Source organism: Janthinobacterium sp. GW823-FHT03B06, assembly GCF_058796955.1.
This window is the reverse complement of sequence record NZ_JBXAJE010000015.1, coordinates 1-23,168: the sequence shown is the minus strand read 5'-3', so window position 1 is coordinate 23,168 and position 23,168 is coordinate 1. Positions and strand designations below refer to the sequence as shown.

Sequence of the window (23,168 nt, the reverse complement as noted above, 5' to 3'; positions counted from 1 at the left end):
CCACGCGTCCTCCTCGCGCCTTGTCCGCGCTCCTGATGTGCTGCTTGCAAAAGACGCTCCCTACTGGGATAGGCTCTAAAGCATGCGCGGCGGCATCGTGGCAGCATTGCTGCAGCGGTGCCGCCGCCCGCTTGCGGGTATGATCATGGATTCTTCCACGCACCTGTGAATCCGCCATGAACAAGATCAAAACCGGCCTGGTCGGCTACGGCTTTGCCGGCTCCACCTTCCACGCTCCCGTCCTGTCCGCCATCGATGCCCTGGAACTGGCGGCCGTCGCCTCCAGCAAGCCCGAGCTCGTGCACAAGGATTGGCCGCACGCCACCGTGTATGCGGAACCCGCGCAGCTGTTTGCCGATCCGTCCATCGAGCTGGTCGTCATCGCCGCCCCCAACGAGGCGCATTTCAGCCTGGCGCAAGCGGCCCTGCAAGCGGGCAAACACGTGGTGGTCGACAAGCCCTTCACCATTTCCAGCACCGAGGCGCAGAGCCTGATCGCGCTGGCGAAAGAGCGCCAGCTGGTGCTCAGCGTGTATCACAACCGGCGCTGGGATGGCGACTTCCTGACCTTGAAAGCGCTGCTGGCGCAAGGCACGCTGGGGCGCATCGCCAGCGTCGAATCGCACTTCGACCGTTTCCGCCCCGAGATCCGCCAGCGCTGGCGCGAATCCGGCGCGCCGGGCGGCGGCTTGCTGTACGACCTGGGTCCGCACATGCTGGACCAGGCCATGCAGCTGTTCGGCAAGCCGGAAAAACTCTACGCCGATATCGTCCTGCAGCGCGATGGCGCGCAAGCCGTCGACTACATGCACATCGTTTTGTATTACGACCGGCTGCGCGTGGTGCTGCAAGCGGGTTGCCTGGTGAAGGCGCCGACGGCGCGCTTCGCCGTGCATGGCGACAAGGGCAGTTTCGTGAAATTCGGCCTCGATCCGCAGGAAGACGCGCTGAAGGCGGGCGGCAGGCCGGGCCAGCCCGGCTGGGGCGTGGACCCCGTGCGCGGCGCGCTGCACCTGGGCACGCAGCCGGACGGCCATTGCGAACACCTCGAAATGCAGGCGGGCCGCTACCAGGACTTTTACCAGGGCATGGCCGACGCCATCCGCCACGGCGCACCGGCGCCGGTGGCGGCCGAGGATGCGGCAGCGACGATACGCCTGATCGAACTGGCCTTGCAAAGCGCTGCCGAAGGGCGCGTGCTCGCGGTCAGCTGATTCGATGTCAGCTGATCGCGGTCAGTTGATGACGAAGGCCAGCACCACGGCGCCCAGCGCCAGCAGGGCCAGGCCGCAGATGAACAGCAGTTCGCCCCACGATTCGTAGCGCAAGCGCGACTGGCCGGGGCGCAGCGACATGAACGAGAGCACTGCGCTGACGAGAAAGACGATGGCATCGACGGCGAGCAGCTTGTCGATGACCACGCGCATGTCGCCGCGCGGCGCCAGATGCCCGATCGACAGCACCGTCATGCACACGCCGACCATCGTCGCCGACGTGGGCAGGATATGCGCCGACAAGCCCCGCGCCGGCAAGTCCCGTTCGGGCGCCTTGCCGTCACCAGACATCAAGGCCGGCCCTGGTTCGTTCCCGCTGGCCAGACCAGCTCCACGCGCGCGGAACTGCCCGCCTTGATCTGCACCTTGCGCTCCAGCGACTTGCCGGCCAGGGTGGCGCGCAGGCTGTAGCTGCCTGGCGGCAGTTTCGCCAGCAGGAACGGTCCGCTGGCCGTCGTATCGAGCACCGGAGCGCCCTTGGCATCGCGTATTTCCAGCTTCACGTCGGAGGCAAATTCCGCCTTGCCCGCCGCCTGCACGGAAAACACGAGACTCAAGGGCCAATGTCGGCTGGCGCTCTTGATGGCCGTCGACTCATCGAGGCCGATGCCGCCGCTCAGGTATTCCACCGCCCCGCTTTTCTGCACGGGCGGCAGTGCACCGTCGGTTTGCGCCTGCGCCGCACTTCCCAGCAACAGCCCGGCGGCCAGCATCGCCGCCGCCAGGCCCAGGGTACCGCGTCTGTTTGATGCCATCTCACTCTCCTCATGTCGGTTGAATCAAGATAGGAAGCGCAGCTTAAACAGGCCTTAGCCCTACATCAACGCCGGCGCATGGCGTCGGCGATCTTCTGGTCCGTCTTGTACTGGCTCAGCGCATATACGGCCCAGATCGTGGCCGGCAGCCAGCCGATCAAGGTGATTTGCAGGATCAGGCAAATGATGCCGGCGATCGGACGGCCGATCGTGAAAAAGGTCAGCCATGGGAGTAACAGGGCAATCAGCAAGCGCATCGTTCGTTCCTTGAGTATTCCCCTGTGCCGCGGGGACCGGGCCGGCATGCGCCGGCGGTAAATGCAGTCAAGCCGATTATAACGATACCCGGCCGTCAAGCCTGCACGGGTGCCAGCAGTTTCTCCATCCAGGCCAGGATGGCGGCAAAGATCGCTTCGCGGTTCACTTCATTGAAATTCTCGTGATAATTGGCCGGATAAAAATGATAGTCGAGCAAGCCATCGGGCACGCTGCGCAGCAGGCTTTCCGTGGCGCGGCTGTCGGCCAGCTTGTCGTCGCCCGCCACCGCGGCGAACAGGGGGAAGCGCCAGTCCGACAGGCCGCCCGCCAGTTCCTTTTGCGCCGACGTCAGCGCATGGGCAAACCGCACCGACGCCGCACTGGCGCGTATGCCGTCGCGCTCGTCCTGGAAATGGCGCGCGGTGATGGTCTGGTCATGCGTGAGCAGCATGGTCAGGTTACCCAGCGGCACCTTCATCGTGGGGAAGCGCCGCGCCAGCCAGCCAGACAGCATCTGCAGCACCTTCGGCACGGGAATCGCATTCACGTAATACGGCGATGAAATCACAAATCCCTTGATGGCCGGATCGCCCGCAAAGCGGCGCAGCCCCAGGTGGGTGGCGATCAGGCCGCCCATGGAGTGGCCCATGACGAAGATCGGCACGCCCGGATACGCCTGCTTGACCCAGGCGAGGAACAGCTCTTCGTCGTCAAGGAAGGCGTCGAACGAGGGGATGTCCACCTTGCGCTTGCCATCGTGGCCCACCATGTCGAAGCTGACGGTGGCGATGCCGTGCTGGCGGAAGTATAGCGCCGGCGTGACGTAGTCGCCCGCATGCGCCATGCCGCCGTGGATGGCCAGGATCACGGCGCGGGGATGCTCCGGCTGCCAGATGTGGATGGGCCGCTCGACCCGGTCGCTGCACAGCAGGCTGGCCATCTTGTCTTCTGAAAAACGCATCGCTGCTCCTGTCATGCCCTGTCACGCCTTCAGATGATCGATCAACTGGCGCGCATACAGGGGTAATTCACTGAACTGGCGCACGCAGATCGTCAGATTGCGTACCGACCAGGGATCGGATAATTCCAGGCAGCGCAGCGCCATCGTCTGCTGGCAGCGGCTGGCCGCCGCCAGCGGCACCACGCTGATGCCCACGCCGCTGGCCACCATGCGGCACACGGCATCGAAGCTGCGCAGGCGCACGCGCACCTTCAAGGGGCGGCCCAGGCGTGCCGCATGCATGCCCAGATACTGCTGCATCGCGCTGTCGTCGGCCAGGCCGATGAAATCGTGATCCAGCAGCGTGGAGAACGCGACGACGCCATCCTGGCCCAGGGCGCGGTGATGCACGCCGTCGGCCGCGGCGATCACCACCAGCCGGTCGGGGCGGAACAGAAACGTCTGCAAGCCGCGCATGTCGACCGAGTCGGACACGATGCCCATGTCGGCCAGCCCTTCCGAGACGGCCTTGACGATATCGTAACTGAGGCGCTCTTCCAGGTCGATGGTCAGGTTCGGATGGCGGTCGAGAAAAGCGCCTAGCGCCTCGGGCAAAAATTCGCTGAGCGCGGCCGTATTGCACAGCAGGCGCAACTGCCCTTTCAAGCCGCGCGCAAACTCGCCGAGCTCGCCACGCATTTTCTCCATTTGCAGCAAGACGAGGCGCGCGTGATGCAGCAAGGTCTGGCCCACGGGCGTCGGCTCCACGCCGCGCCGGCCCCGCAGCAGCAAGGGCATGCCCAGCATCTCTTCCATGCCGCGCACGCGCGCGCTGCTTGACGCCAGCGCCAGGTGGCTGCGCGCGGCGCCCGCCGTCAGGCTGCCCGCTTCCACCACGTTGACGAACAGCTGCAAATCGACCAGATCAAAGCGCATGACGGCTCTCCTTTTCACCATCTTACCAGCCTTCGTATTTTACCGAGGCTGACTCAAAATAATCCACCTTGGCGAAACCGCCCAGCACGCGCAGAATTCACGCAATTTACTGTGGAACAGAAAAAATGGAGACGTCATTTCTGCTGGCCGTCGGCGCCAGCTTCCTCGTCGCTGGCTTCGTCAAGGGCGTAGTCGGATTGGGCTTGCCGACGGTGGCCATGGGCACGCTCAGCCTCGTCATGCCGCCCGTGCAGGCGGCGGCCCTGTTGATCGTGCCGTCGATGGTGACGAATATCTGGCAACTGGCGGCCGGCCCCGGCCTGCGCGCGCTGCTGCACCGCCTGTGGCCCATGCTGGCGGCCGTCATGGCCGCTACCGTGGCGGGCGGCGCCCTGCTGCCGGCCGACAGCGGCGCCTGGGCCGTCGTCGCGCTGGGCGTGGCGCTGATGCTGTATGCGCTGGCGGGCCTGTTCTCGCTGCAGCTGCGCGTGCCGGCGCGGCACGAAGCCTGGCTGAACCCCGTGGCAGGCGCCGTGACGGGACTGGTGACGGCCGCCACGGGCGTGTTCGTGATCCCCGCCGTGCCGTATCTGCAGGGACTGGGGCTGGCGCGCGATGCGCTGGTGCAGGCGCTGGGCCTGGCCTTTACGGCATCGACCGTGGCGCTGGCGGCCAGCCTGGCCCTGCACGGCGACTTCAGCCTCGGCGCGGCCGGCGCATCCGCGTATGCGCTGCTGCCGGCGCTGGCCGGCATGCTGGCCGGTCAATGGCTGCGCGGGCGCATCGCGCAGCAGATATTCAAGCGCTACTTTTTTATCGGCCTGTTCGCCCTGGGCCTGCATGCGGCGGTCAAACCATGGCTGGCGTGATGCGGATAGACTGGCAAGGGGACAGCGCGCTGTGCGCGTGGATCGACGGCCAGCAGGTGGCCATGCTCGATATCAGCAGGGACGCCGATGAAGTGACGGTGAACATGCTGTTCGTGAAACCGCCGTTCCGCCGGCGCGGCATCGGCGGCGCGCTGCTGCAGCGGCTGCTGCAATGCCATCCGCAAGCTGGCGCCGCCTGCAGCGACCCGCGGCTGCGGGCGCTGCTGGAAAAGACGACTTAAATACCGTAGCGCGTGCGGTACGCGGAAACGGCATCCTTGTATTGGAGCAGTTCCGGATCGGCGCCCGCGCCGTTCAGGTAGCCGAACAAGTCGTCCAGGTTGCCGATCGAGATGACGGGAATGCCGTACTGTTTCGACACTTCCTGCACCGCCGAACTTGGCGACAGTTGGCCGTCCGGGCCCGAACGCTCCATGCGGTCCAGGGCGATCAGCACGGCGCATGGCTCGGCGCCGGCGGCGCGGATCATGTCCACCGATTCGCGCACCGAAGTGCCGGCCGAGATCACATCGTCAATGATGACAACCTTGCCATGCAGCTTGGCGCCGACGATGGTGCCGCCTTCGCCATGGTCCTTGGCTTCCTTGCGGTTGAAGGCGAACGAGGTGTTGCGGCCCTTGCCGGCCAGCGCCACGGCGGTGGCCGACGCCAGGGTGATGCCCTTGTAGGCGGGGCCGAACAGCATGTCGAATTCCACGCCCGAGTCGAGCAGGGTCTGCGCGTAGAACTGCGCCAGTTCGGCCAGGGTGGCGCCGTCATGGAACAGGCCCGCATTGAAGAAGTACGGCGATGATCGCCCGGCCTTGGTGGTGAACTCGCCAAACCGCAAGACTCCCTTGGATACTGAAAACGCGATAAACTGCTGGCGTAAATTATTCACATTAGCCTCATTTTTTAAAAGTGCCTGTATTTTAATCCGCGCGCAGCGGCGAGACAATCGCCATGCCGCGCCCGCCGGCCCCGTCCAGCGCCCTTTTCATTCTCACTCTATGCCAAAAATTATCTCCGCCAACCTGAACGGCATCCGTTCCGCCGCCAAAAAAGGCTTTTTCAACTGGATGGGCACGCAGACGGCCGATTTCATCTGCGTACAGGAATTGAAGGCGCAGCTGCCCGACATGACGCCGGAATTCCTCAACCCGCACGGCTACCATGGCCATTTCCACTATGCCGAGAAAAAGGGCTACTCCGGCACGGGCGTGTACAGCAAGGTGGAGCCGGACGCCGTGCATATCGGTTTCGGCAGCCCCGAATTCGATGCCGAAGGCCGCTACGTGCGCTGTGATTTTGGCAACCTGTCCGTCATTTCCGTGTACTGCCCCTCCGGTTCGTCCGGGCCGGAACGCCAGGAAGCCAAGTTCCGTTTCATGGAACTGTTCCTGCCGCATTTGCTCGAATTGAAGGCGCTGGGACGCGAAGTGGTCATCTGCGGCGACTGGAACATCGCCCACCACGAAATCGACCTGAAGAACTGGAAGGGCAACAAAAAGAATTCCGGCTTCCTGCCGGAAGAGCGTGCGTGGCTGACGCGCGTCTTCGACGAAGTGGGCTTTGTCGACGTGCACCGCGGCCTGGACAAGCGCGAAGACCAGTACACGTGGTGGAGCAACCGCGGACAAGCCTACGCGAAGAACGTGGGCTGGCGCATCGATTACCACGTCGCCACGCCCGGCATCGCAGCCCAGGCGCATACGGTCAGCGTCTACAAGGACGAGCGGTTTTCCGACCATGCACCCTTGATCATCGATTACACGGTCAAGGGCTGATCTGATACGTCCGTGGTGGTGTCGGCTTACGCGCTGCGCGCTAACCCGACCTACGCTGAATCTGCTGTAGGTCGGGTTAGGTCCGCAGGACCGTAATCCGACAGCATTGTTGGCACGTCAGTGATGGTGGCGGATTAAGCATGCCACGCCAGCACGCGCCGGCTTTCGAAATGGCGCGGCTCGCCGCTCAAAGGGTCCGTGAAATCGATGGCCCGCGCCAGCAGCTGCAAGGGCTGCGACATGTCGTCTTCCTTGCACGGCAGGGCCACCGGGTAAAACGCATCGTTGACGATGGGGATGCCCAGCGAGGCCAGGTGCACGCGCAGCTGGTGCTTGCGCCCCGTATGCGGCTGCAGCCGGTACAGATTCACGCCGCCGCGCTCTTCGATCACGTCGATGACGGTTTCCGAGTTCGGCTCGCCCGCTTCCTCGCGCATGAGGAAAAACTGCGCGCCCTCGACCATGCGGCTGTGGTAGGTGAATGGGAAATCGCGTCCCGCCAGCACGGGCGCCAGCGCCTCGTACGTCTTGCGCACTTCGCGGCGCTGGAACAGCGACTGATAGGCGCCCCGGCTGGCGATCTGGCGTGAAAAAATCACCACGCCGGCCGTCTCGCGGTCGAGGCGGTGGATCGGCGTGAGGTCGGCGCTATCGAGCCGTTTCTTCAGGCGCGTCAGCAAGGTCTCCTGCACGAAGCGCCCGCCCGGCGTCATGGGCAGGAAATGCGGCTTGTCGACCACGATCAGATGCTCGTCCTGGAACAGGATCTCTTCCTGGAAGGGAATCGGCGTTTCCCGCTCCAGCTCGCGGTAGTAAAAAATGCGCATGCCGCGCCTGTATGCGCTGCCGGGCGCCAGCACGGCGCCGTCGCCATCGACCACTTCGCCGCGCGCCATGCGGTCCCGCCATTGCGCGGCGCTGATCTGCGGATAGCGCTCGACCAGAAAGGACAGCATGTCCGGCCACTGCCCTTCCGGCAGCCACAGGTAGCTGGCCGCCACGCCGTCGCGCATGGGCAAAGGTGCGGCGGCGTGACGCTTGGTCATCCTAGCGCTGCGCGATGGCGGTGCTGCGGTATGGCGGCAAGGCGTCCACGCTGACGCCCTTGCTGCGCGCGTACAGGGGCAGCACTTGCGCCATGTGGCTGTTCATCTGCGAGATGCGGTCCTTGCCCGACGGGTGCGTCGAGAGGAACTCCGGCGGTGCGCCCTTGCTCACTGCCGCCATTTTCTGCCACAGGATGACACCGGCGCGCGGGTCGAAACCGGCGCGCGCGGCCAGGTCCATGCCGATCAGGTCCGCTTCGCGTTCATCGTCGCGCGAAAACTTCAGCATCACGCCCTGCGCCGCCATATTCGTGGCGGTGCTGGTGATGCTCGGATCGACGCCGAGCCAGGCCGACAGTCCGGCGCCGGCCAGCTTGGCGCCGACGGCGGCCAGGTTGCCCTTGCCTGCCTGCGCCTGCGAGTGTTCGCGCAAGGCGTGCGAGATTTCATGGCCCATGACGATGGCCACTTCGTCGTCGGTCAGATTGAGCTTGGTGATGATGCCACTGTAAAAAGCAATCTGCCCGCCCGGCATGCAAAACGCATTGACCTGGTCGGAATTGAGCAGGTTGACCTGCCAGTTCCAGTCGGCCGCCGCCTCGTTCCAGCGCGTGGCGAACGGGATGATGCGCTGGGCGATGGCGCGCAGGCGTTTCACTTGCGGGTCGCTGTCGGGCACCAGCGCATTTTTTTCCTTCGCCTCGTTGACCAGCTGCGCATATTGCTGCTTCGACTGTGCATTGAAATCGGCACCGCCGGCAAAGATGCGCGACGTCGACAGGGGACGCACCTTGATGCCGTCCTGGACCGTCGCCTGCTGGGCATGGGCGGACAGGGGCGCCAGCGCGGTGGCCGCGCACAGGCTGGCCAGGATGGCGTAACGTTTAAGGGATATTGGTGCCATTGGCAGACCTCCATGGAGCAATTTTAGGCAGCATCATCATGGCCGGAAAGGCCAGGAAGAAGCACACGATGAAAAACGAGAACCAGCCCAGCTCGGCGACCAGAAAGCCCACCGAGGCATTGATCAGGGTGCGCGGCACGGCGCTCAGGCTGGAAAACAAGGCATATTGCGTGGCCGTATAGCGCGGGTCCGTGGTGCGCGACAGGAATGCGACAAAGGCAGCCGCGCCCAGGCCCAGGCTGGCGAAAGCTTCAAAACCGATCACGGCGCTGAGCAGCATGGTATTCGGCCCCACCTGCGCCAGCCAGGCGAAACCCAGAATCGCGATCGCCTGCAGCGCGCCAAACACCCACAGGCCCCGGTTGATGCCCAGCTTGAGCATCCACACGCCGCCCACCACGCCACCGGCCAGGCTGGCCCAGAAACCCGTGGTGTTGGCGGCCAGGCCGATCTGCGTCATGGAAAAACCCAGGTCCAGATAGAACTTCGTCGCCAGCGCCGTGGCCATGCTGTCGCCGATTTTGTAGAGTAATACGAAGGCGAGTATCCACATTGCGTTACGCCAACCATCGCGTGCGATGAACTCCTGGAACGGCAGGATGATCGCTTCGCGCATGGTCTTTGGCGGCGAGCCGTACACGGTCGGCTCCCTGATCAGCAGGGTGCACACGAGACCAGGCAGCATGAAGGCTGCCGTGATCCAGAAGACAGGCTGCCAAGGCATGCGGTCGGCCAGGATCAGCGACAGCGCGCCCGGCACCATGCCCGCCACCTTGTACGCATTGACGATGACGGCCGCGCCCAGGCCCTGCTCGTTGTCGGCAAGGATTTCACGCCGGTAGGCGTCGATGACGATGTCCTGGCTGGCCGACAGAAAGGCCACGCCGCCGGCGGCGGCCGCGATCAGGCCGATCTGCGTGAGCGGATCGAGCATGCCCATGGCGCCGATGGAAAAGAACAGCGCCACTTGCGTGAGCGCCATCCAGCCGCGCCGGCGTCCCAGTCCCAGGATGCGGTAGCGGTCCATCAGGGGCGCCCACAGGAATTTCCAGATGTACGGGAACTGCACCAGCGCGAACAGCCCCAGCGCCTTGACGTTCAAGCCCGACTTGGCCAGCCATGCCTGCAGCAGGTACAGCAGGATGAACAGGGGCAGGCCGGAACTGAAGCCCAGCACCAGCACGGCCAGCATGCGGCCATTGGCATAGGAACGCCAGCCGGGCGCCGGGCTTGTGCTCATCAATGCACCGCTTTTTTACGCAGGCGGAAGACGGCCAGGTCGCCACGCAGGTTCGGCAGCACGGAAACCATCTTGCCTTCGGCCAGGGCTACGCATTCGATCACTTCCAGGCCGCATTCCTCGGCCAGTTCGCGGAAGTCGTTGATGGTGGCGCAGCGCACGTTGGGCGTGTCGTACCATTGGTAGGGCAGCGACTTCGACACGGGCATGCGGCCTTTCAGCAAGGCCACGCGGTGCGGCCAGTAGGCGAAGTTGGGGAACGAGACGATAGCCTCGGCGCCCACGCGCACGATGTCGCGCAGCAGCGGCTCGACCTGCTTCATCATCTGCAAGGACGACAGGCACAGCACCGTATCGAAACTGTTGTCGCCAAAGATGGCCAGGCCCTTTTCCATGTCCTGCTGAATCACGTTCACGCCGCGCAGGGTGCTGGCCAGCACCTTGTCGTCGGCGATCTCGATGCCATAGCCGCTGCACTCCTTGTCGCTTTGCAGATACTGCAGCATCACGCCTTCGCCGCAACCCACGTCCAGCACATGCGCGTTGTTCGGCACCCAATGGGCGATGAAGGCCAGGTCGGGGCGCAGCGCGCTCAATTCGTCAAAAGTCATGCGGTCTCCTTGGCGCCCTGGCGGACGGCGGTGTGCGGTGCAGGAGCGGGCAAGCCCGCCCCGATGTCGTTCCAAACCTGGCCATAATAGGCGCGCACCATGTTCATGTAGCGCGCATCTTCCAGCAGGAAGGCGTCGTGGCCGTGCGGCGCGTCGATTTCGGCATACGTGACCTGGCGGCGGTTGCATACGAGCGCTTCGACGATCTCGCGGCTGCGTTCTGGCGAGAAGCGCCAGTCGGTGGAAAACGAGGCGAGGAAGAACCTGGCCTTGGTACCCGACAGGGCTTTGGCCAGGTCGCCGCCATGCGCGCGCGCCGGATCGAAATAGTCGAGCGCCTTGGTGATCAATAAATACGTGTTCGCGTCGAAGTACTCGGAGAACTTGTCTCCCTGGTAGCGCAGATACGATTCGATCTCGAAGTCGATGCCGAAGCCGAATTTGTAGTCGCCCGTCTGCGCCGCGTCGCGCAGCTTGCGGCCGAATTTCTCGGCCATGTCGTCATTCGACAGATACGTGATGTGGCCCACCATGCGCGCCACGCGCAAGCCGTTCTTCGGCACCACGCCGTGCGCATAGAAGTCGCCGCCATGGTAATCGGGGTCGGACAGGATGGCCTGGCGCGCCACGTCATTGAAGGCGATGTTTTGCGCCGACAGCTTGGCCGTCGAGGCGATCACCACGCAGTGGCGCAGCCGCTCGGGGAACATGATGCTCCACGCCAGCGCCTGCATGCCGCCCAGCGATCCGCCCATCACGGCGGCGAACTGGGTGATGCCCAGTTCATCGGCCAGGCGCGCCTGGGCGCTGACCCAGTCTTCCACCGTCACGACGGGGAAGCTGGCGCCATACGGCTTGCCGGTGGCGGGATTGGTGTGCATGGGGCCCGTCGAGCCGAAGCAGGAGCCGAGGTTGTTGACGCCGATGACGAAGAACTTGTCCGTGTCGAGCGGCTTGCCGGGGCCGACCATATTGTCCCACCAGCCCGTGCTTTTCGGCTCGTCCGCATAGACGCCGGCCACGTGGTGCGAGGCGTTCAGGGCGTGGCAGACCAGCACCGCGTTCGATTTGTCGGCGTTCAGGGTGCCGTAGGTTTCATACATCAACATATAGTCCCGCAGCGATGCGCCGCTTTGCAGCTGCAGGGGTTGCGCAAAATACATGGTTTGCGGCGAAACGATTCCAATGGATGACATGTGTGTCGGTTTATAAAAGGGGGGCGGCCCCACGGGCCATGGTCGATGCAGCACCGCGATGATAGGTGCTGCAACTTTAACATCAGGACACCTCTTGCCGCGCGCGATGTGTCCTGATGCTTAAGGTGACAGTTTACATGAGCTGCAGTTGCTGGACGGCTTCCGCGATCACATTTGGTTCCATCGAACGCATAATTTTGCGCATTTGTGGCGCAATCAGGCCCAGGTCGCTGTTGAGGATCTCTTGCTTGACCGCTAACAGCTGCGCCGGATGCATGGAAAACTCGCGCAAGCCCATGCCCAGCAGCAAGCGCGTGAGCTTCACGTCGCCCGCCATCTCGCCGCACACGGCCACGTCGATGCCCGCCTTGTGGCCGGCCGCGATCGTCATCGAGATCAGCTGCAGCACGGCCGGGTGCAGCGGATTGTACAAATGCGCCACTTCGTAATCGACCCGGTCGATGGCCAGGGTGTACTGGATCAGATCGTTCGTGCCGATCGACAGGAAATCCATGCGCTTGACGAACATGGGCAGGGCCAGCGCGGCGGCCGGAATCTCGATCATGGCGCCCACTTCGACCTCGTCGTCGAACTTGATGCCCTCCTCGCGCAGGCTGGCCTTTGCCTGCGCGATCATGGCCAGCGACTGGTCGATCTCGAACGCATGCGCGAGCATGGGAATCAGGATGCGCACCTTGCCGAAGGCGGAGGCGCGCAGGATGGCCCGCAGCTGCGTCAGGAACAGCTGCGGCTCGGCCAGGCAGTAACGGATGGCGCGCAGGCCCAGGGCGGGATTCAATGCCGTATGGTCGGACTGGTCGAGCGGCTTGTCGGCGCCGATGTCGAGCGTGCGAATGGTGACGACTTTTCCCTTCATCGACTGCACCGTGTTGCGGTAAGCCTCGAACTGCTCGTCCTCGGTGGGAATCTTGTGGGCGCGGCCCATGAACAGGAATTCGGAACGGAACAGCCCCACGCCGCTGGCGCCCGACTCCAGCGCAAACGCGCAATCCTCGGGCAACTCGATATTCGCCAGCAGGGTGACGGGCGTGCCGCATTTGGTGACGGCCGGCGTCTTTTTCAGCTTGCCCAGCTTCTTGCGCGCGCGCTGCATGGCCACCTGGCGCTCGCGGTACTGTTCCAGCACCAGCGCGCTGGGGTTGGCGATGACGACGCCGGCGTCGCCGTCGATGATCAGCCAGTCATCCTGGTCGATCAGCATCGACGCCTGCGACATGCCGACGGCGGCCGGGATGTCGAGGCTGCGCGCGACGATGGCCGTGTGCGAGTTCTGCCCGCCCACGTCGGTAATGAAACCGATGAAGGAGCGGTCGCGGAACTGCAGCATGTCGGCCGGCGAGATGTCGTGCGCGACGACGATCATCTGCGCCATCAATTCGTCTTCGGCCGCGGCCTTGGGCAGCAGCTGCTCCGTGCCCAGCAAGACCTTCAATACGCGTTCGGCCACCTGCTGGATGTCGGCCTTGCGCTCGCGCAGGTACGGGTCTTCGATTTCATCAAACTGCGCCGACAACTCATCGATCTGCGTCAACAGCGCCCATTCGGCGTTGTAATGGCGCTTGCGGATGATGTCGAGCGGCGCTTCGGAAATCATCGGGTCGGAGAGGATCAGCGCATGCACGTCGATGAACGCGCCCAGCTCCGTGGGCGCATCCTTGGGCAGCTCGTTCCACAGGGTCTGCAGTTCCTTGTGGACGGTGGCGATGGCGCTTTGCAGGCGCTGGACTTCGGCTTCGATCTGTTCCTGGGCGACCAGGTAATGTTTGACGTCAAGGGCGGCCGGCGCCAGCAGATGTGCGCGGCCGATGGCGATGCCGCGGGAAACCGGGATGCCGTGGAGCGTGAAAGATGCCATGGGTTGACCTGTCGGAATGCGGCTGCGGCTGCGTTCGGCGGGCATTACTCGCCTTCGCCAAACCTGTCATTAATCAGGGTGGTGAGCGCATCGACACATGCCTGCTCATCATCGCCCTCGGCTTCCAGGGTCACTTTCGCGCCCTTGCCGGCGGCCAGCATCATCACGCCCATGATGGACTTGGCGTTGATGCGGCGCGCGTTGCGGGTCAGCCAGACGTCGCTCTTGAACTTGGCGGCGAGCTGGGTAAATTTGGCGGAGGCGCGTGCGTGCAGTCCCAGCTTGTTGATGATTTCGAGTTCTCTTTGAATCATTTTTGTATGGTCTCTATCCCTGAATGCACTACGCTGATGACAATCTTGGCCTATAAAACCCGCCGCCTTCAGGGCGGCGGCCATGTACTTCCTTACTCGCCCACGCGAATGCGGTTATCGACGCGCACGGCGCCGCTTTGCGCGCCGGCCAGCGCCATCTCCACCACCACGTCGAGCGTGTCGCGGCGATACGTGATGGCGCGCAGCAGCATCGGCAGGCTGATGCCGGCGATGACTTCCACCCTGCCCGCATCGGCCAGCTTGTTGCAGCAGTTCGACGGCGTGCCGCCCTTCACGTCGGTAATCACCAGCACGCCGGAACCGTCGTCGAGGCGGCAGATGGCGTCCGACGCCAGCTTTTGCACTTCCGCCAGGTCCTGGTCGGCGACGACGTCGATGGCTTCAAACCGCTCCGTTGGACCGCGAAACACATGCGCGCAGGCAGCGATGAAAGCCTGTCCCAGCGGTGCATGTGTCATGAGCAAAATCCCTACCATAGTCAATACCCTCTAGCGCTGCTGCGCTTGCGCAACGCCATGCTCGACGGCGTCGACAAACATGGCAGCCACGTCAAAACCCGTCTGCTGCATGATTTCCTGGAAGCAGGTCGGGCTGGTGACATTGACTTCCGTCAGATAGTCGCCGATCACGTCCAATCCTACCAGCATCAGGCCACGCGCGGCCAGGATCGGGCCCAGCTTTTCTGCGATTTCCAGGTCGCGCGCCGTCAATGGTTGCGCCACGCCCGTGCCGCCGGCGGCCAGGTTGCCCCGCACTTCGCCCGCCTGCGGGATGCGCGCCAGCGAAAACGGCACCGGCTTGCCGCCGATGACGAGGATGCGCTTGTCGCCCTTGACGATGTCGGCGATGAAACGCTGCGCCATGATGGTCTGCGCGCCGTTCTCGCTCAAGGTCTCGATGATGGCGCCCAGGTTCAGGCCATCGGCCTTGACGCGGAAGATGCCCGTGCCGCCCATGCCGTCGAGCGGCTTGAAGATGACGTCCTGGTGCTTGGCGTGGAAGGCGCGCAGGCGCGCTTCATCCGACGTCACCAGGGTCGGCGACGTGAATTCGGAAAACTGGGCAATGGCCAGCTTTTCATTGTTGTCGCGGATGGCGGACGGCTTGTTGAAGACGTGCGCGCCCTGCTTTTCCGCCAGTTCCAGCAAATACGTGCCGTACACGTATTCCATGTCGAACGGCGGGTCCTTGCGCTCGATGATGGCGTCCAGGGCCGACAGGCGCACTTCCTCGGTCGAGACGACCTTGTACCAGTCGTGTTCGTCGCCCGTCAGCGCGATGTGTTTTACCCGTGCCGTGACGATGCCCTCTTCCAGCGCCATGTCCTTCTGTTCGAACGCGTACACGGCGTGGCCGCGCTTGGCCGCCTCGCGCATCATGGCGAAGGTGGAATCTTTGTAAGTCTTGAAGCCTGCCAGCGGGTCGGCAAGGAATGCAATTTTCATGGTGCGTCCAATCGGGGAGCCTGGATAAGGAATGCTTGATTCTAGCCGAGATCGCCAGGTGCGGTAGTCACCGCGCCCGGCAAGCTGCAGGGAGCGATCAATACACCTCGGGATTCGGGTCCGTGCGCTCCATTTCCAGCGACGCGGCCAGCAAGGCCAGGCGCGCCACCACGCCATACACATAGAAGCGGTTCGGCGCGGCCGTGCCCGGCTTGGCCTTCAAGTCCGGCACGGCATGCTGCTGGGCAAACGCCAGCGGCACGTACTGCGAGCCTGGGGCGTTCAGATTCTGGTCGACGCCCTTTTCCGCGTGCACGCGGTAGAAACCGCCCACCACATAGCGGTCGATCATGTAGACGACGGGTTCGGCCACGGCATCCTTGATGCTTTCAAACGTGGGCACGCCTTCCTGGATGATGACGTCGGTGACGACCTTGCCATCCTTGACGATGGACATCTTGTCGCGCTGCTTGCGCGACAGGTCGCGCACTTCGCTGGCGTCACGCACCGTCATGATGCCCGTGCCATACGTGCCCGCATCGGGCTTGACGATGACGAAGGGCTTTTCCTTGATGCCGTATTCCTTGTATTTCTTGCGGATCTTGGCCAGCAGCACATCGACGCTGGCGGCCAGCGCGTCTTCGCCCTCGCCTTCCTGGAAATTGACGTCGCTGCACTTGGCGTGGAAGGGATTGAGCATCCACGGGTCGACATCGATCATCTTGCCGAATTTTTTCACCACTTCATCGTAGGCCGTGTAGTGGTTGCTCTTGCGGCGCAAAGCCCAGCCCGCGTGCAAGGGCGGCAGCAAGCTTTGTTCATGAATATTTTGCAAGATATCGGGGATGCCGTCCGACAAGTCGTTATTCAGCAGAATCGTGCACGGGTCGAAATCCTTCAAGCCCAGGCGGCGACCGTTGTTCAGGCGCACGAGGGGCTCGATGACGAGCATGTTGCCATCCGGCAACGCCAAGGGTGTCGGCTGGGTGATCTCGGGCGACCACGAACCGAAGCGCACGTGCAGTCCCGTCTGGCGGAAGATTTGCATCAGGCGCGCCACGTTCTGCAGGTATTGCGGCGTGGTGTTGTGCAATTCCGGCACGATCAGCAGGTTGCGGGCGTCCGGGCAATACTTGTCGATGGCAGCCATGGCGGCCTGCACGGACAGGGGCAGCATTTCCGTGGCCAGGTTATGGAAACCGCCAGGGAACAGATTGGTATCGACGGGCGCCAGTTTGTAGCCGGCGTTACGCAAGTCTACCGAGCAATAGAAGGGCGGCGTGTGTTCTTGCCACTCCATGCGAAACCAGCGCTCAATGGCCGGCGTCGCGGCCAGAATCTTTTTTTCGAGGTCGAGCAGCGGTCCGGTCAGGGCCGTGACGAGATGGGGAACCATAGTTACATCCTTAAATTATGTGCAGTATTCAAAAAAGCACACAGAACTGCCGACTATATTACCGTGTAAGTACCCCAAATCGGGGCAAAACCCTTGTTTTAAAGACCTTTTCCATTCCCACAACGAAAAAAAGGCACCTCAATGAGGCGCCTTTCTGGCCGGACATGCCGCGCCGGGGCGCTGGCATGCCAGATCCTTGTTATTTAACCATGATACGCTTGCTCGCCATGGCTGGTGATGTCGAGGCCTTCGCGCTCTTCTTCTTCCGGTACGCGCAAGCCGATGACGATGTCGACCAGTTTATAGGCGACGACGGAGACGACGGCCGACCACAGGATGGTGGTGCCGACCGCTTGCGCCTGCACCCACACCTGATGACCGATCGAATACGGATCGGCCGACATCTTGTTGGTGACATAGTCGAAGATGCCCTGGCCGCCCAATTGTGGTGCAGCAAACACGCCCGTCAGCAAGGCACCGAGGATACCGCCCACGCCATGCACGCCGAACACGTCGAGCGAATCGTCGGCGCCGATCAGGCGTTTCAGGCCATTCACGCCCCACAGGCAGACGATACCGGCCAGCAGGCCGATGACCAGGCCGCCCATCGGGCCGACAAAGCCGGCCGCCGGGGTGATCGCCACCAGGCCGGCCACGGCGCCGGACGCGCCACCGAGCATGGATGGCTTGCCTTTGCTGATCCACTCGCCAAATACCCACGACAGGGTGGCGGCGGCAGTGGCCAGCAAGGTGTTGACGAAGGCCAGAGCCGCCACGTCGCCCGCTTCCAGCGAGGAACCGGCATTGAAACCGAACCAGCCCACCCACAGCAGCGAGGCGCCGATCATGGTCATCGTCAGCGAGTGCGGCGCCATCGATTCGCGGCCGTAGCCGACGCGCTTGCCGATCATGATCGCGCCCACCAGGCCGGCGACGGCGGCATTGATGTGCACCACGGTGCCGCCGGCGAAGTCCAGCGCGCCTTTTTGCCAGATCCAGCCCGCTTTCAGGGCTTCGCTGGCCGAGGTGGCGGCATTGGTGATCAGGTCAGGACCGGTCCAGAACCACACCATGTGGGCGGCCGGCAGGTAGGCGAACGTGAACCACAGCACGACGAAGGCCAGCACGGCGGCAAACTTGGCGCGCTCGGCAAAGGCGCCGACGATCAGTGCGCAGGTGATGGCGGCAAACGTGCCCTGGAAGGCGACGAAGACGAACTCGGGAATGACGACACCCTTGCTGAAGGTGGCGGCGGCGGCAAACGTGCCCTTGGCCGGATCCCAGATACCGTTCAGGAACAGGCGGTCGAAGCCACCGAAGAAGGCGGTTTTTTCCGTGAAGGCGACCGAGTAACCGTAAATACACCACAGCACGATGACCAGCGCGAACACCATGAACACTTGCATCAGCACCGACAGCATGTTCTTCGAGCGCACCAGGCCGCCGTAGAACAGGGCCAGGCCGGGGATGGTCATCAAGATCACCAGCAAGGTGGAAATCATCATGAAGCTGGTATCGCCCTTGTTGGCGACGGGTGCGGCGGCTGGCGCTGCAGCGGCAGCGGCCGGCGCAGCAGCAGCCGGTGCTGCGGCTTCAGGCACGGGCGTGACGGCGGGAGCGGCGACGGCCGTGGTCGTGGCCGCCTCCGTCTTGGCGGGGGCATCGGCAAAGCTCGGCGCGGCGACGCCAAACGCACACAGACAGGCAAACCCAGCGAGCAATTTTGTTATATTTTTACGCATCAATATTCCCCTTAGAGCGCTTCGTTGCCGGTTTCACCGGTACGGATGCGGATGACTTGTTCCAGGTTGTAGACGAAAATCTTGCCGTCGCCGATTTTACCGGTACGCGCGGCGCCTTCGATCGCTTCGATGGCCTGGTCGACAATGGCGTCATCGACGGCTGCTTCAATCTTGGTTTTTGGCAAAAAATCAACGACATACTCGGCGCCACGGTAGAGTTCCGTATGGCCTTTCTGGCGGCCGAAACCTTTGACTTCGGTGACGGTAATGCCTTGCACATTGATAGCCGACAAGGCTTCGCGTACTTCGTCCAGTTTGAACGGTTTAATGATTGCAGTAATCATTTTCATGGCAGTCTCGCTTAAAAGGTTTTGGATACGGTCAGCACGAGACCGGATTTCGCCAGATTCTTGCCATTCGGTGCCAGCGACGTGATGTTGGCCTTGACGGCGGCCAGAGCCACGGTCACCACGCCGAAATCCTTGGTCACGCCGATCTTGTAATCGTTATAGCTGAGGGAATCGTTGTGCGCGACCTTCTGGCGTCCGGCATGCAGGTTCAGCATGTAGCCATCGTGCACATCGACGTTGGCACCCACATCGAGGTAGCCGCTGTTCTTGCTGTCAGGCACGCCGAACAGATTACTGGTCGAATGCGAGTACTTGATGTAGGCCGGGCCATAGCCGAGCTGGCCGTACAGTTCGAAGGTGTTCGCGTTGGTGCTCAGCCCATTCGAGGGATAGAAGTAGTACAGGCCGCCCACATCGTAGGTGAAATCGTTGCTGATCTCGCCACGTTTGCCGCCGTAGATATCCCATTCCAGGTTGGTATCGCCGCCGCCGTCTTTGATCCATTTGATGCTCGACAGCCAGGTCCCCACGTACAAACCCGTCGGATTGTGGGTATAGTCGGCGCCGCCGCTGATGGCAGGGTCGAGACGGCTTTGCGACACGCCACGGTAGCGGTAGTCGCTGGTCAGCGCCACGTTGTAGCTCACCACGTTATCAGGTACGGCTTCGGCCGCAGCAGGCGCCGCCACTGCATCCTGGGCCATGGCGCTGCCGCACAAGGCGGTCATGGCCAGCGTCAACGCTGCAGCTAAAGTCATGTTCTTGGACAGATTCTTCATGGCGATTCCCTTTTATTGAACTTTTAAAGCGGTTGAGGTTTAAAATCTTGGCTGGAGATCACAAAGCGTTCATACCTTCTTTAGCAGAATACGTGCCAGCTCTCTTGCCACCTTGACAGGTGCGTTTCCGGCCATACATACCGTGCAAGCCGCTGGGCATGCGGAAATACGCTGCTGAAGCGTTGTGGATTTGCCTATTTTCGCACCAGATTAACACCGCTGTGCACCGCAATGGTGCGATGCACATGCCGCACCATAAAAGGACTGAACATGGACATGAATACCTTCTTTAACGACTTGCAAGGCAAGATCCACCAGGCCATCGAGAACTCGCCGGCCAAGGATATCGAGAAAAACGTGAAATCGATGATGACCCAGGGCTTCGCCCGCCTCGATCTCGTCACGCGCGAGGAATTCGATATTCAGGCGCAAGTGCTGGCCAAGACCCGCGCCAAGCTCGACGCACTGGAATTGCGCCTGATCGAACTGGAAACGCGTCTGAACGAGCCCAAGGCCAAGGTGTAAGGTTGTAAGGTGACGCCAGCCAGACCACGTTATTGACGGCCTTGCTGGCATAGCTCAAGCCTGACGGCGTTTCACGCGCTAGACTGAGACTGCCCGCGCCCGCGCCACAGGGGAGTTTGATGAGTCTGGCCGTCCTGAAAAGCCGCGCCCTGGCCGGCATGGAAGCGCCCGAGGTAAGTGTCGAAGTCCACCTTGCCAACGGTTTGCCTTCGTTTACGATAGTCGGCCTGCCGGATACGGAAGTGAAGGAATCGCGCGACCGCGTCCGTGCCGCGCTGCAAAACTGCGGCTTTGAGATGCCGGCGCGGCGCATCACGGCCAACCTGGCGCCGGCAGACTTGCCCAAGGAATCGGGGCGCTTCGACCTGCCTATTGCCTTGGGTATCCTGGCCGCCTCGGGCCAGTTGCCGGGCGACCAATTACATCACTACGAATTCGCGGGCGAACTGTCGCTCTCTGGCCAGTTGCGGCCCATCCGCGGCGCCCTGGCCATGACCTTTGCCATGCAGCGCAGCCCTGCGGGTGCGCCACGCGCCTTCATCCTGCCGCAGGCGAATGCGGACGAGGCGGCGCTCGTCAGCGATGCCTGCATCTATCCCGCCCACAGCCTGCTCGAAGTCTGCGCGCATTTTGCCACGCACGGCAGCCAGACCTCCCTGCAACGCCATCAGCCCATGCTGGCAGCGCACGTCTTTCCGTATCCCGACTTTGCCGATGTGCAAGGGCAGCAGCAGGCGCGGCGGGCGCTGGAAGTGGCGGCCGCGGGCGGCCATAACGTCCTGATGGTCGGGCCGCCGGGCGCGGGCAAGACCATGCTGGCCAGCCGTTTTCCCGGCGTGCTGCCGCCCATGAGCGACGAAGAGGCGCTGGAATCGGCCGCCGTGCATTCGCTGGGCGGCCACTTCAAGGTGGAACACTGGAAACGCCGCCCCTATCGTGCCCCGCACCAGACGGCGTCCGGCGTGGCCCTGGTGGGCGGCGGCAACGTGCCGCGCCCCGGAGAAATCTCGCTCGCGCACTGCGGCGTGCTGTTTCTCGATGAAATCGCCGAATTCCAGCGCCGGGTGCTCGATGTGCTGCGCCAGCCCATGGAATCGGGCGTGATCAACATTTCACGCGCGGCCCGTCAGGCCGAGTTTCCCGCCCGCTTCCAGCTGATCGCCGCCATGAATCCCTGCCCGTGCGGCTATCTGGGCCACGCTTCGGGACGTTGCCGCTGCACGCCGGACGCCGTGCTCCGTTATCACAGCCGCCTGTCCGGCCCGCTGCTCGACCGTATCGACCTGCAGATTGAAGTAGCCGCCATGGCGCCGACGGCGCTGGGCCGGCACGCCGGTGCCGGAGAAAGCACGCAAGCCATCGCCACGCGGGTAGCGGCAGCCTTTGCCCTGCAGCTGGCACGCCAGGGAAAGGCGAATCAGCGCCTGAGCAGCACGGAAATCGAACAGCATTGTCGCCTGGAAGCGCATGGCGAACAGCTGCTGCACGGCGCCATGGCGCGATTGCACTGGTCGGCGCGTACCTACCACCGCGTACTGCGCGTGGCGCGCAGCATCGCGGACCTGGAGGCTAGCCCCGGCATCACACAGCCGCACGTCGCCGAAGCGATCCAGTACCGGCGCGTGCTGCGTGAAATATAAGGCGGCCCGTAAGTGCCACACGTGCACGATTGCGCGCGACTGGCGGCGCTGCTACCATCTGCTGATGAAAAAACCATCACTTGCCCTCTTTCTGGCTACGCTCGCGGCCGCCGGCATCTTGTCGGCCTGCAGTCCGAAGTTCGACTGGCGCGACTACCGCAGCCCCGACGCCCAGTTCACGGCCTTGTTTCCAGGCAAACCGGACGTGCTGACGCGCGAGATCGATCTCGATGGCAAGAAAATCAGCCTGACCATGACGGCCAGCGAGGTCGATGGCAATACCTTCGCCATCGGCAGCGCCGTGCTCGACAGCGCAGAACAGGCGCAAGCGGCCCTGCCCGCCATGCAGACTGCCCTGTTAAAAAATATTAACGGCACCGTGCGCAGCGAAAAATCGGCATCGACGGCCAGCAGCACGGCGGCCGGGACACACCAGCGCAGTTCGCTCAGCATCGAGGCCAAAGGCACGCAGCAAGGCAAGCCGGTCTTGCTGGTCGGCCGTTTTGTGGCGCAGGATAAACGGATTTTCCAGATCATCATCCTCGGTGAAGAAAGCAAGCTGTCGCGTGACACCATCGACACTTTCATGGACTCGGTGAAACTGGATTGAGACTTAACGATCGCTTAAACGGGTGTTTTCACCGCAAGCAAGCTCTTGTAAATGCGTGCGTTGTCCAACAGATGGCCCTATCCGGCTTGCAAATGTGCAATCCGGGCAATCGGACGGCCTGTGCGACATTTCAAGTCGTGATATTGTTTCGACACTAACAACAAGTTTCAGAAAGCGCTTATGTTGATCTCATTCAAATCCAAATCCTCCCCTGAAGTGCTGATGTACCAGGAACATGCCCAGCGCATCCTCGACATCCTGCACAAGAACCCCACACGCGGCGTCATCACGCCAGCCGAAGCGGGCGATGCCCTGGCCCTGCTGGAAAAAGAAGTCGCGGAAAGCAAACTACATCCGGAAAATGACGTCGAACACGATGCGCATACGCCGGAAACGCTGGAAGATGGTGAAACGGGCGCCCATGCGCGCGCGCAAAAAGTGCATTTCTCGCAGCGCGCCTATCCCTTGATGGAGATGCTGCGCTCGGCCAAGGCGGAAAATGAAAGCATCACCTGGGGCATCTAGTCCGATGAATGCTGCAGACGAAAAAAAACCCCGCTGATGCGGGGTTTTTTTATATAACAAGCCTGACGATAACCTACTTTCACACTGGTTGCAGCACTATCATCGGCGCAAAGTTGTTTCACGGTCCTG

At 62.8% G+C, this 23,168-nt stretch carries 27 protein-coding genes; 8 read left to right on the top strand and 19 right to left on the bottom strand.

Annotated elements, in window-relative coordinates; translation table 11 throughout:
• The first annotated feature begins 176 nt into the window (after positions 1-176).
• The gene (locus tag AC1RBA_RS27670) at positions 177-1,214 is read left to right on the top strand and encodes an oxidoreductase (protein WP_492420570.1); all 1,038 of its coding nucleotides are present in this window, start codon (positions 177-179) and stop codon (positions 1,212-1,214) included.
• 21 nt (positions 1,215-1,235) lie between these two features.
• Here AC1RBA_RS27670 and AC1RBA_RS27665 read toward each other — a convergent pair whose 3' ends face one another.
• From AC1RBA_RS27665 to AC1RBA_RS27645, 5 genes are all read right to left on the bottom strand, one after another.
• Entirely contained in the window at positions 1,236-1,565 is a 330-nt protein-coding gene (locus AC1RBA_RS27665) for a hypothetical protein (RefSeq protein WP_070222878.1), read from the bottom strand.
• On the bottom strand, positions 1,565-2,029 hold the full coding sequence (locus AC1RBA_RS27660; protein WP_409027288.1) for a carboxypeptidase regulatory-like domain-containing protein: 465 nt from the start codon (positions 2,027-2,029) through the stop codon (positions 1,565-1,567). Before AC1RBA_RS27660 ends, AC1RBA_RS27665 begins: the two co-directional genes overlap by 1 nt.
• Positions 2,030-2,094: 65 nt before the next feature.
• On the bottom strand, positions 2,095-2,286 hold the full coding sequence (locus tag AC1RBA_RS27655; protein ID WP_070222801.1) for a YqaE/Pmp3 family membrane protein: 192 nt from the start codon (positions 2,284-2,286) through the stop codon (positions 2,095-2,097).
• Positions 2,287-2,381: 95 nt separating this feature from the next.
• Positions 2,382-3,248: an alpha/beta fold hydrolase gene (locus tag AC1RBA_RS27650; protein ID WP_070289944.1), complete on the bottom strand. Its 867-nt coding sequence runs from the start codon at positions 3,246-3,248 to the stop codon at positions 2,382-2,384.
• 21 nt (positions 3,249-3,269) lie between these two features.
• Positions 3,270-4,163, bottom strand: a complete 894-nt coding sequence (locus AC1RBA_RS27645) for a LysR family transcriptional regulator (RefSeq protein WP_070222806.1) — start codon at positions 4,161-4,163, stop codon at positions 3,270-3,272.
• Between the two features lie 125 nt (positions 4,164-4,288).
• Here AC1RBA_RS27645 and AC1RBA_RS27640 point away from each other — a divergent pair, with 125 nt between their 5' ends.
• Together AC1RBA_RS27640 and AC1RBA_RS27635 are read left to right on the top strand one after the other, a co-directional pair.
• Positions 4,289-5,032: a sulfite exporter TauE/SafE family protein gene (locus tag AC1RBA_RS27640; RefSeq protein WP_492420567.1), complete on the top strand. Its 744-nt coding sequence runs from the start codon at positions 4,289-4,291 to the stop codon at positions 5,030-5,032.
• The gene (locus AC1RBA_RS27635) at positions 5,032-5,274 is read left to right on the top strand and encodes a GNAT family N-acetyltransferase (RefSeq protein ID WP_230506398.1); all 243 of its coding nucleotides are present in this window, start codon (positions 5,032-5,034) and stop codon (positions 5,272-5,274) included. Before AC1RBA_RS27640 ends, AC1RBA_RS27635 begins: the two co-directional genes overlap by 1 nt.
• Here AC1RBA_RS27635 and pyrE read toward each other — a convergent pair.
• Positions 5,271-5,933, bottom strand: coding sequence for an orotate phosphoribosyltransferase (gene pyrE / locus AC1RBA_RS27630; RefSeq protein ID WP_070222812.1), 663 nt, complete (start codon positions 5,931-5,933; stop codon positions 5,271-5,273). The two genes, AC1RBA_RS27635 and pyrE, sit on opposite strands and share 4 nt — an antisense overlap.
• Before the next feature lie 109 nt (positions 5,934-6,042).
• On the opposite strand from pyrE, the gene AC1RBA_RS27625 reads away from it, so the two are divergent.
• A complete protein-coding gene (locus AC1RBA_RS27625; protein ID WP_070222814.1) occupies positions 6,043-6,819 on the top strand; it encodes an exodeoxyribonuclease III in 777 nt (258 codons plus the stop codon).
• A 134-nt stretch (positions 6,820-6,953) separates the two neighbouring features.
• On the opposite strand, the gene AC1RBA_RS27620 is transcribed toward AC1RBA_RS27625, so the two are convergent.
• The 13 genes from AC1RBA_RS27620 to AC1RBA_RS27560 form a co-directional block, all read right to left on the bottom strand.
• On the bottom strand, positions 6,954-7,865 hold the full coding sequence (locus tag AC1RBA_RS27620) for a pseudouridine synthase (protein WP_492420565.1): 912 nt from the start codon (positions 7,863-7,865) through the stop codon (positions 6,954-6,956).
• A 1-nt stretch (position 7,866) separates the two neighbouring features.
• Positions 7,867-8,769, bottom strand: coding sequence for a M48 family metallopeptidase (locus tag AC1RBA_RS27615; protein ID WP_230506400.1), 903 nt, complete (start codon positions 8,767-8,769; stop codon positions 7,867-7,869).
• Positions 8,750-10,009 carry an AmpG family muropeptide MFS transporter gene (locus AC1RBA_RS27610; RefSeq protein WP_070222820.1) on the bottom strand — a complete coding sequence of 420 codons (1,260 nt, stop codon included), beginning with the start codon at positions 10,007-10,009 and terminating at the stop codon, positions 8,750-8,752. The genes AC1RBA_RS27615 and AC1RBA_RS27610 overlap by 20 nt, the downstream gene beginning before the upstream one ends.
• Entirely contained in the window at positions 10,009-10,620 is a 612-nt protein-coding gene (metW, locus tag AC1RBA_RS27605) for a methionine biosynthesis protein MetW (protein ID WP_070222822.1), read from the bottom strand. The genes AC1RBA_RS27610 and metW overlap by 1 nt, the downstream gene beginning before the upstream one ends.
• On the bottom strand, positions 10,617-11,816 hold the full coding sequence (gene metX, locus AC1RBA_RS27600; RefSeq protein ID WP_071650235.1) for a homoserine O-succinyltransferase MetX: 1,200 nt from the start codon (positions 11,814-11,816) through the stop codon (positions 10,617-10,619). Before metX ends, metW begins: the two co-directional genes overlap by 4 nt.
• 133 nt (positions 11,817-11,949) lie before the next feature.
• Entirely contained in the window at positions 11,950-13,692 is a 1,743-nt protein-coding gene (ptsP, locus tag AC1RBA_RS27595) for a phosphoenolpyruvate--protein phosphotransferase (protein ID WP_492403552.1), read from the bottom strand.
• Between the two features lie 44 nt (positions 13,693-13,736).
• Positions 13,737-14,006: an HPr family phosphocarrier protein gene (locus AC1RBA_RS27590; RefSeq protein WP_492420572.1), complete on the bottom strand. Its 270-nt coding sequence runs from the start codon at positions 14,004-14,006 to the stop codon at positions 13,737-13,739.
• Between the two features lie 92 nt (positions 14,007-14,098).
• Positions 14,099-14,503: a PTS sugar transporter subunit IIA gene (locus tag AC1RBA_RS27585; protein WP_035824452.1), complete on the bottom strand. Its 405-nt coding sequence runs from the start codon at positions 14,501-14,503 to the stop codon at positions 14,099-14,101.
• A 12-nt stretch (positions 14,504-14,515) separates the two neighbouring features.
• Complete coding sequence (gshB, locus tag AC1RBA_RS27580) at positions 14,516-15,472, bottom strand: glutathione synthase (RefSeq protein ID WP_070289932.1); 957 nt, start codon at positions 15,470-15,472, stop codon at positions 14,516-14,518.
• A gap of 97 nt (positions 15,473-15,569) precedes the next feature.
• Positions 15,570-16,868 (bottom strand): glutamate--cysteine ligase, encoded by a 1,299-nt coding sequence (gene gshA / locus AC1RBA_RS27575; RefSeq protein WP_070222828.1) that lies wholly within the window; start codon positions 16,866-16,868, stop codon positions 15,570-15,572.
• Positions 16,869-17,071: 203 nt separating this feature from the next.
• Positions 17,072-18,610, bottom strand: coding sequence for an ammonium transporter (locus AC1RBA_RS27570; protein ID WP_492420562.1), 1,539 nt, complete (start codon positions 18,608-18,610; stop codon positions 17,072-17,074).
• 11 nt (positions 18,611-18,621) lie between these two features.
• Positions 18,622-18,960, bottom strand: a complete 339-nt coding sequence (locus AC1RBA_RS27565) for a P-II family nitrogen regulator (protein ID WP_010393464.1) — start codon at positions 18,958-18,960, stop codon at positions 18,622-18,624.
• An 11-nt stretch (positions 18,961-18,971) separates the two neighbouring features.
• Positions 18,972-19,739, bottom strand: coding sequence for a TorF family putative porin (locus tag AC1RBA_RS27560; RefSeq protein WP_230506402.1), 768 nt, complete (start codon positions 19,737-19,739; stop codon positions 18,972-18,974).
• Positions 19,740-20,009: 270 nt separating this feature from the next.
• Here AC1RBA_RS27560 and AC1RBA_RS27555 point away from each other — a divergent pair, with 270 nt between their 5' ends.
• The 4 genes from AC1RBA_RS27555 (at position 20,010) to AC1RBA_RS27540 (ending at position 23,039) form a co-directional block, all read left to right on the top strand.
• A complete protein-coding gene (locus AC1RBA_RS27555; protein ID WP_070289926.1) occupies positions 20,010-20,264 on the top strand; it encodes an accessory factor UbiK family protein in 255 nt (84 codons plus the stop codon).
• Positions 20,265-20,383: 119 nt separating this feature from the next.
• On the top strand, positions 20,384-21,904 hold the full coding sequence (locus tag AC1RBA_RS27550; RefSeq protein WP_492420560.1) for a YifB family Mg chelatase-like AAA ATPase: 1,521 nt from the start codon (positions 20,384-20,386) through the stop codon (positions 21,902-21,904).
• A gap of 64 nt (positions 21,905-21,968) precedes the next feature.
• The gene (locus tag AC1RBA_RS27545; RefSeq protein ID WP_492420558.1) at positions 21,969-22,514 is read left to right on the top strand and encodes a hypothetical protein; all 546 of its coding nucleotides are present in this window, start codon (positions 21,969-21,971) and stop codon (positions 22,512-22,514) included.
• A gap of 180 nt (positions 22,515-22,694) precedes the next feature.
• Positions 22,695-23,039, top strand: coding sequence for a DUF1840 domain-containing protein (locus AC1RBA_RS27540; RefSeq protein ID WP_070224486.1), 345 nt, complete (start codon positions 22,695-22,697; stop codon positions 23,037-23,039).
• The last annotated feature ends 129 nt before the right edge of the window (positions 23,040-23,168 follow it).

Coding starts and splice junctions, on each gene's coding strand:
- AC1RBA_RS27665 (WP_070222878.1), bottom strand. CDS start 1,565: ATGTCTGGTGACGGCAAGGCGCCCGAACGGGACTTGCCGGCGCGGGGC.
- AC1RBA_RS27540 (WP_070224486.1), top strand. CDS start 22,695: ATGTTGATCTCATTCAAATCCAAATCCTCCCCTGAAGTGCTGATGTAC.
- gshB (WP_070289932.1), bottom strand. CDS start 15,472: ATGAAAATTGCATTCCTTGCCGACCCGCTGGCAGGCTTCAAGACTTAC.
- AC1RBA_RS27585 (WP_035824452.1), bottom strand. CDS start 14,503: ATGGTAGGGATTTTGCTCATGACACATGCACCGCTGGGACAGGCTTTC.
- AC1RBA_RS27570 (WP_492420562.1), bottom strand. CDS start 18,610: ATGCGTAAAAATATAACAAAATTGCTCGCTGGGTTTGCCTGTCTGTGT.
- AC1RBA_RS27635 (WP_230506398.1), top strand. CDS start 5,032: ATGCGGATAGACTGGCAAGGGGACAGCGCGCTGTGCGCGTGGATCGAC.
- AC1RBA_RS27545 (WP_492420558.1), top strand. CDS start 21,969: ATGAAAAAACCATCACTTGCCCTCTTTCTGGCTACGCTCGCGGCCGCC.
- AC1RBA_RS27550 (WP_492420560.1), top strand. CDS start 20,384: ATGAGTCTGGCCGTCCTGAAAAGCCGCGCCCTGGCCGGCATGGAAGCG.
- AC1RBA_RS27565 (WP_010393464.1), bottom strand. CDS start 18,960: ATGAAAATGATTACTGCAATCATTAAACCGTTCAAACTGGACGAAGTA.
- AC1RBA_RS27560 (WP_230506402.1), bottom strand. CDS start 19,739: ATGAAGAATCTGTCCAAGAACATGACTTTAGCTGCAGCGTTGACGCTG.
- AC1RBA_RS27655 (WP_070222801.1), bottom strand. CDS start 2,286: ATGCGCTTGCTGATTGCCCTGTTACTCCCATGGCTGACCTTTTTCACG.
- AC1RBA_RS27645 (WP_070222806.1), bottom strand. CDS start 4,163: ATGCGCTTTGATCTGGTCGATTTGCAGCTGTTCGTCAACGTGGTGGAA.
- AC1RBA_RS27625 (WP_070222814.1), top strand. CDS start 6,043: ATGCCAAAAATTATCTCCGCCAACCTGAACGGCATCCGTTCCGCCGCC.
- AC1RBA_RS27555 (WP_070289926.1), top strand. CDS start 20,010: ATGGACATGAATACCTTCTTTAACGACTTGCAAGGCAAGATCCACCAG.
- AC1RBA_RS27650 (WP_070289944.1), bottom strand. CDS start 3,248: ATGCGTTTTTCAGAAGACAAGATGGCCAGCCTGCTGTGCAGCGACCGG.
- metW (WP_070222822.1), bottom strand. CDS start 10,620: ATGACTTTTGACGAATTGAGCGCGCTGCGCCCCGACCTGGCCTTCATC.
- AC1RBA_RS27615 (WP_230506400.1), bottom strand. CDS start 8,769: ATGGCACCAATATCCCTTAAACGTTACGCCATCCTGGCCAGCCTGTGC.
- AC1RBA_RS27590 (WP_492420572.1), bottom strand. CDS start 14,006: ATGATTCAAAGAGAACTCGAAATCATCAACAAGCTGGGACTGCACGCA.
- AC1RBA_RS27660 (WP_409027288.1), bottom strand. CDS start 2,029: ATGGCATCAAACAGACGCGGTACCCTGGGCCTGGCGGCGGCGATGCTG.
- AC1RBA_RS27640 (WP_492420567.1), top strand. CDS start 4,289: ATGGAGACGTCATTTCTGCTGGCCGTCGGCGCCAGCTTCCTCGTCGCT.
- gshA (WP_070222828.1), bottom strand. CDS start 16,868: ATGGTTCCCCATCTCGTCACGGCCCTGACCGGACCGCTGCTCGACCTC.
- AC1RBA_RS27620 (WP_492420565.1), bottom strand. CDS start 7,865: ATGACCAAGCGTCACGCCGCCGCACCTTTGCCCATGCGCGACGGCGTG.
- metX (WP_071650235.1), bottom strand. CDS start 11,816: ATGTCATCCATTGGAATCGTTTCGCCGCAAACCATGTATTTTGCGCAA.
- ptsP (WP_492403552.1), bottom strand. CDS start 13,692: ATGGCATCTTTCACGCTCCACGGCATCCCGGTTTCCCGCGGCATCGCC.
- AC1RBA_RS27670 (WP_492420570.1), top strand. CDS start 177: ATGAACAAGATCAAAACCGGCCTGGTCGGCTACGGCTTTGCCGGCTCC.
- AC1RBA_RS27610 (WP_070222820.1), bottom strand. CDS start 10,009: ATGAGCACAAGCCCGGCGCCCGGCTGGCGTTCCTATGCCAATGGCCGC.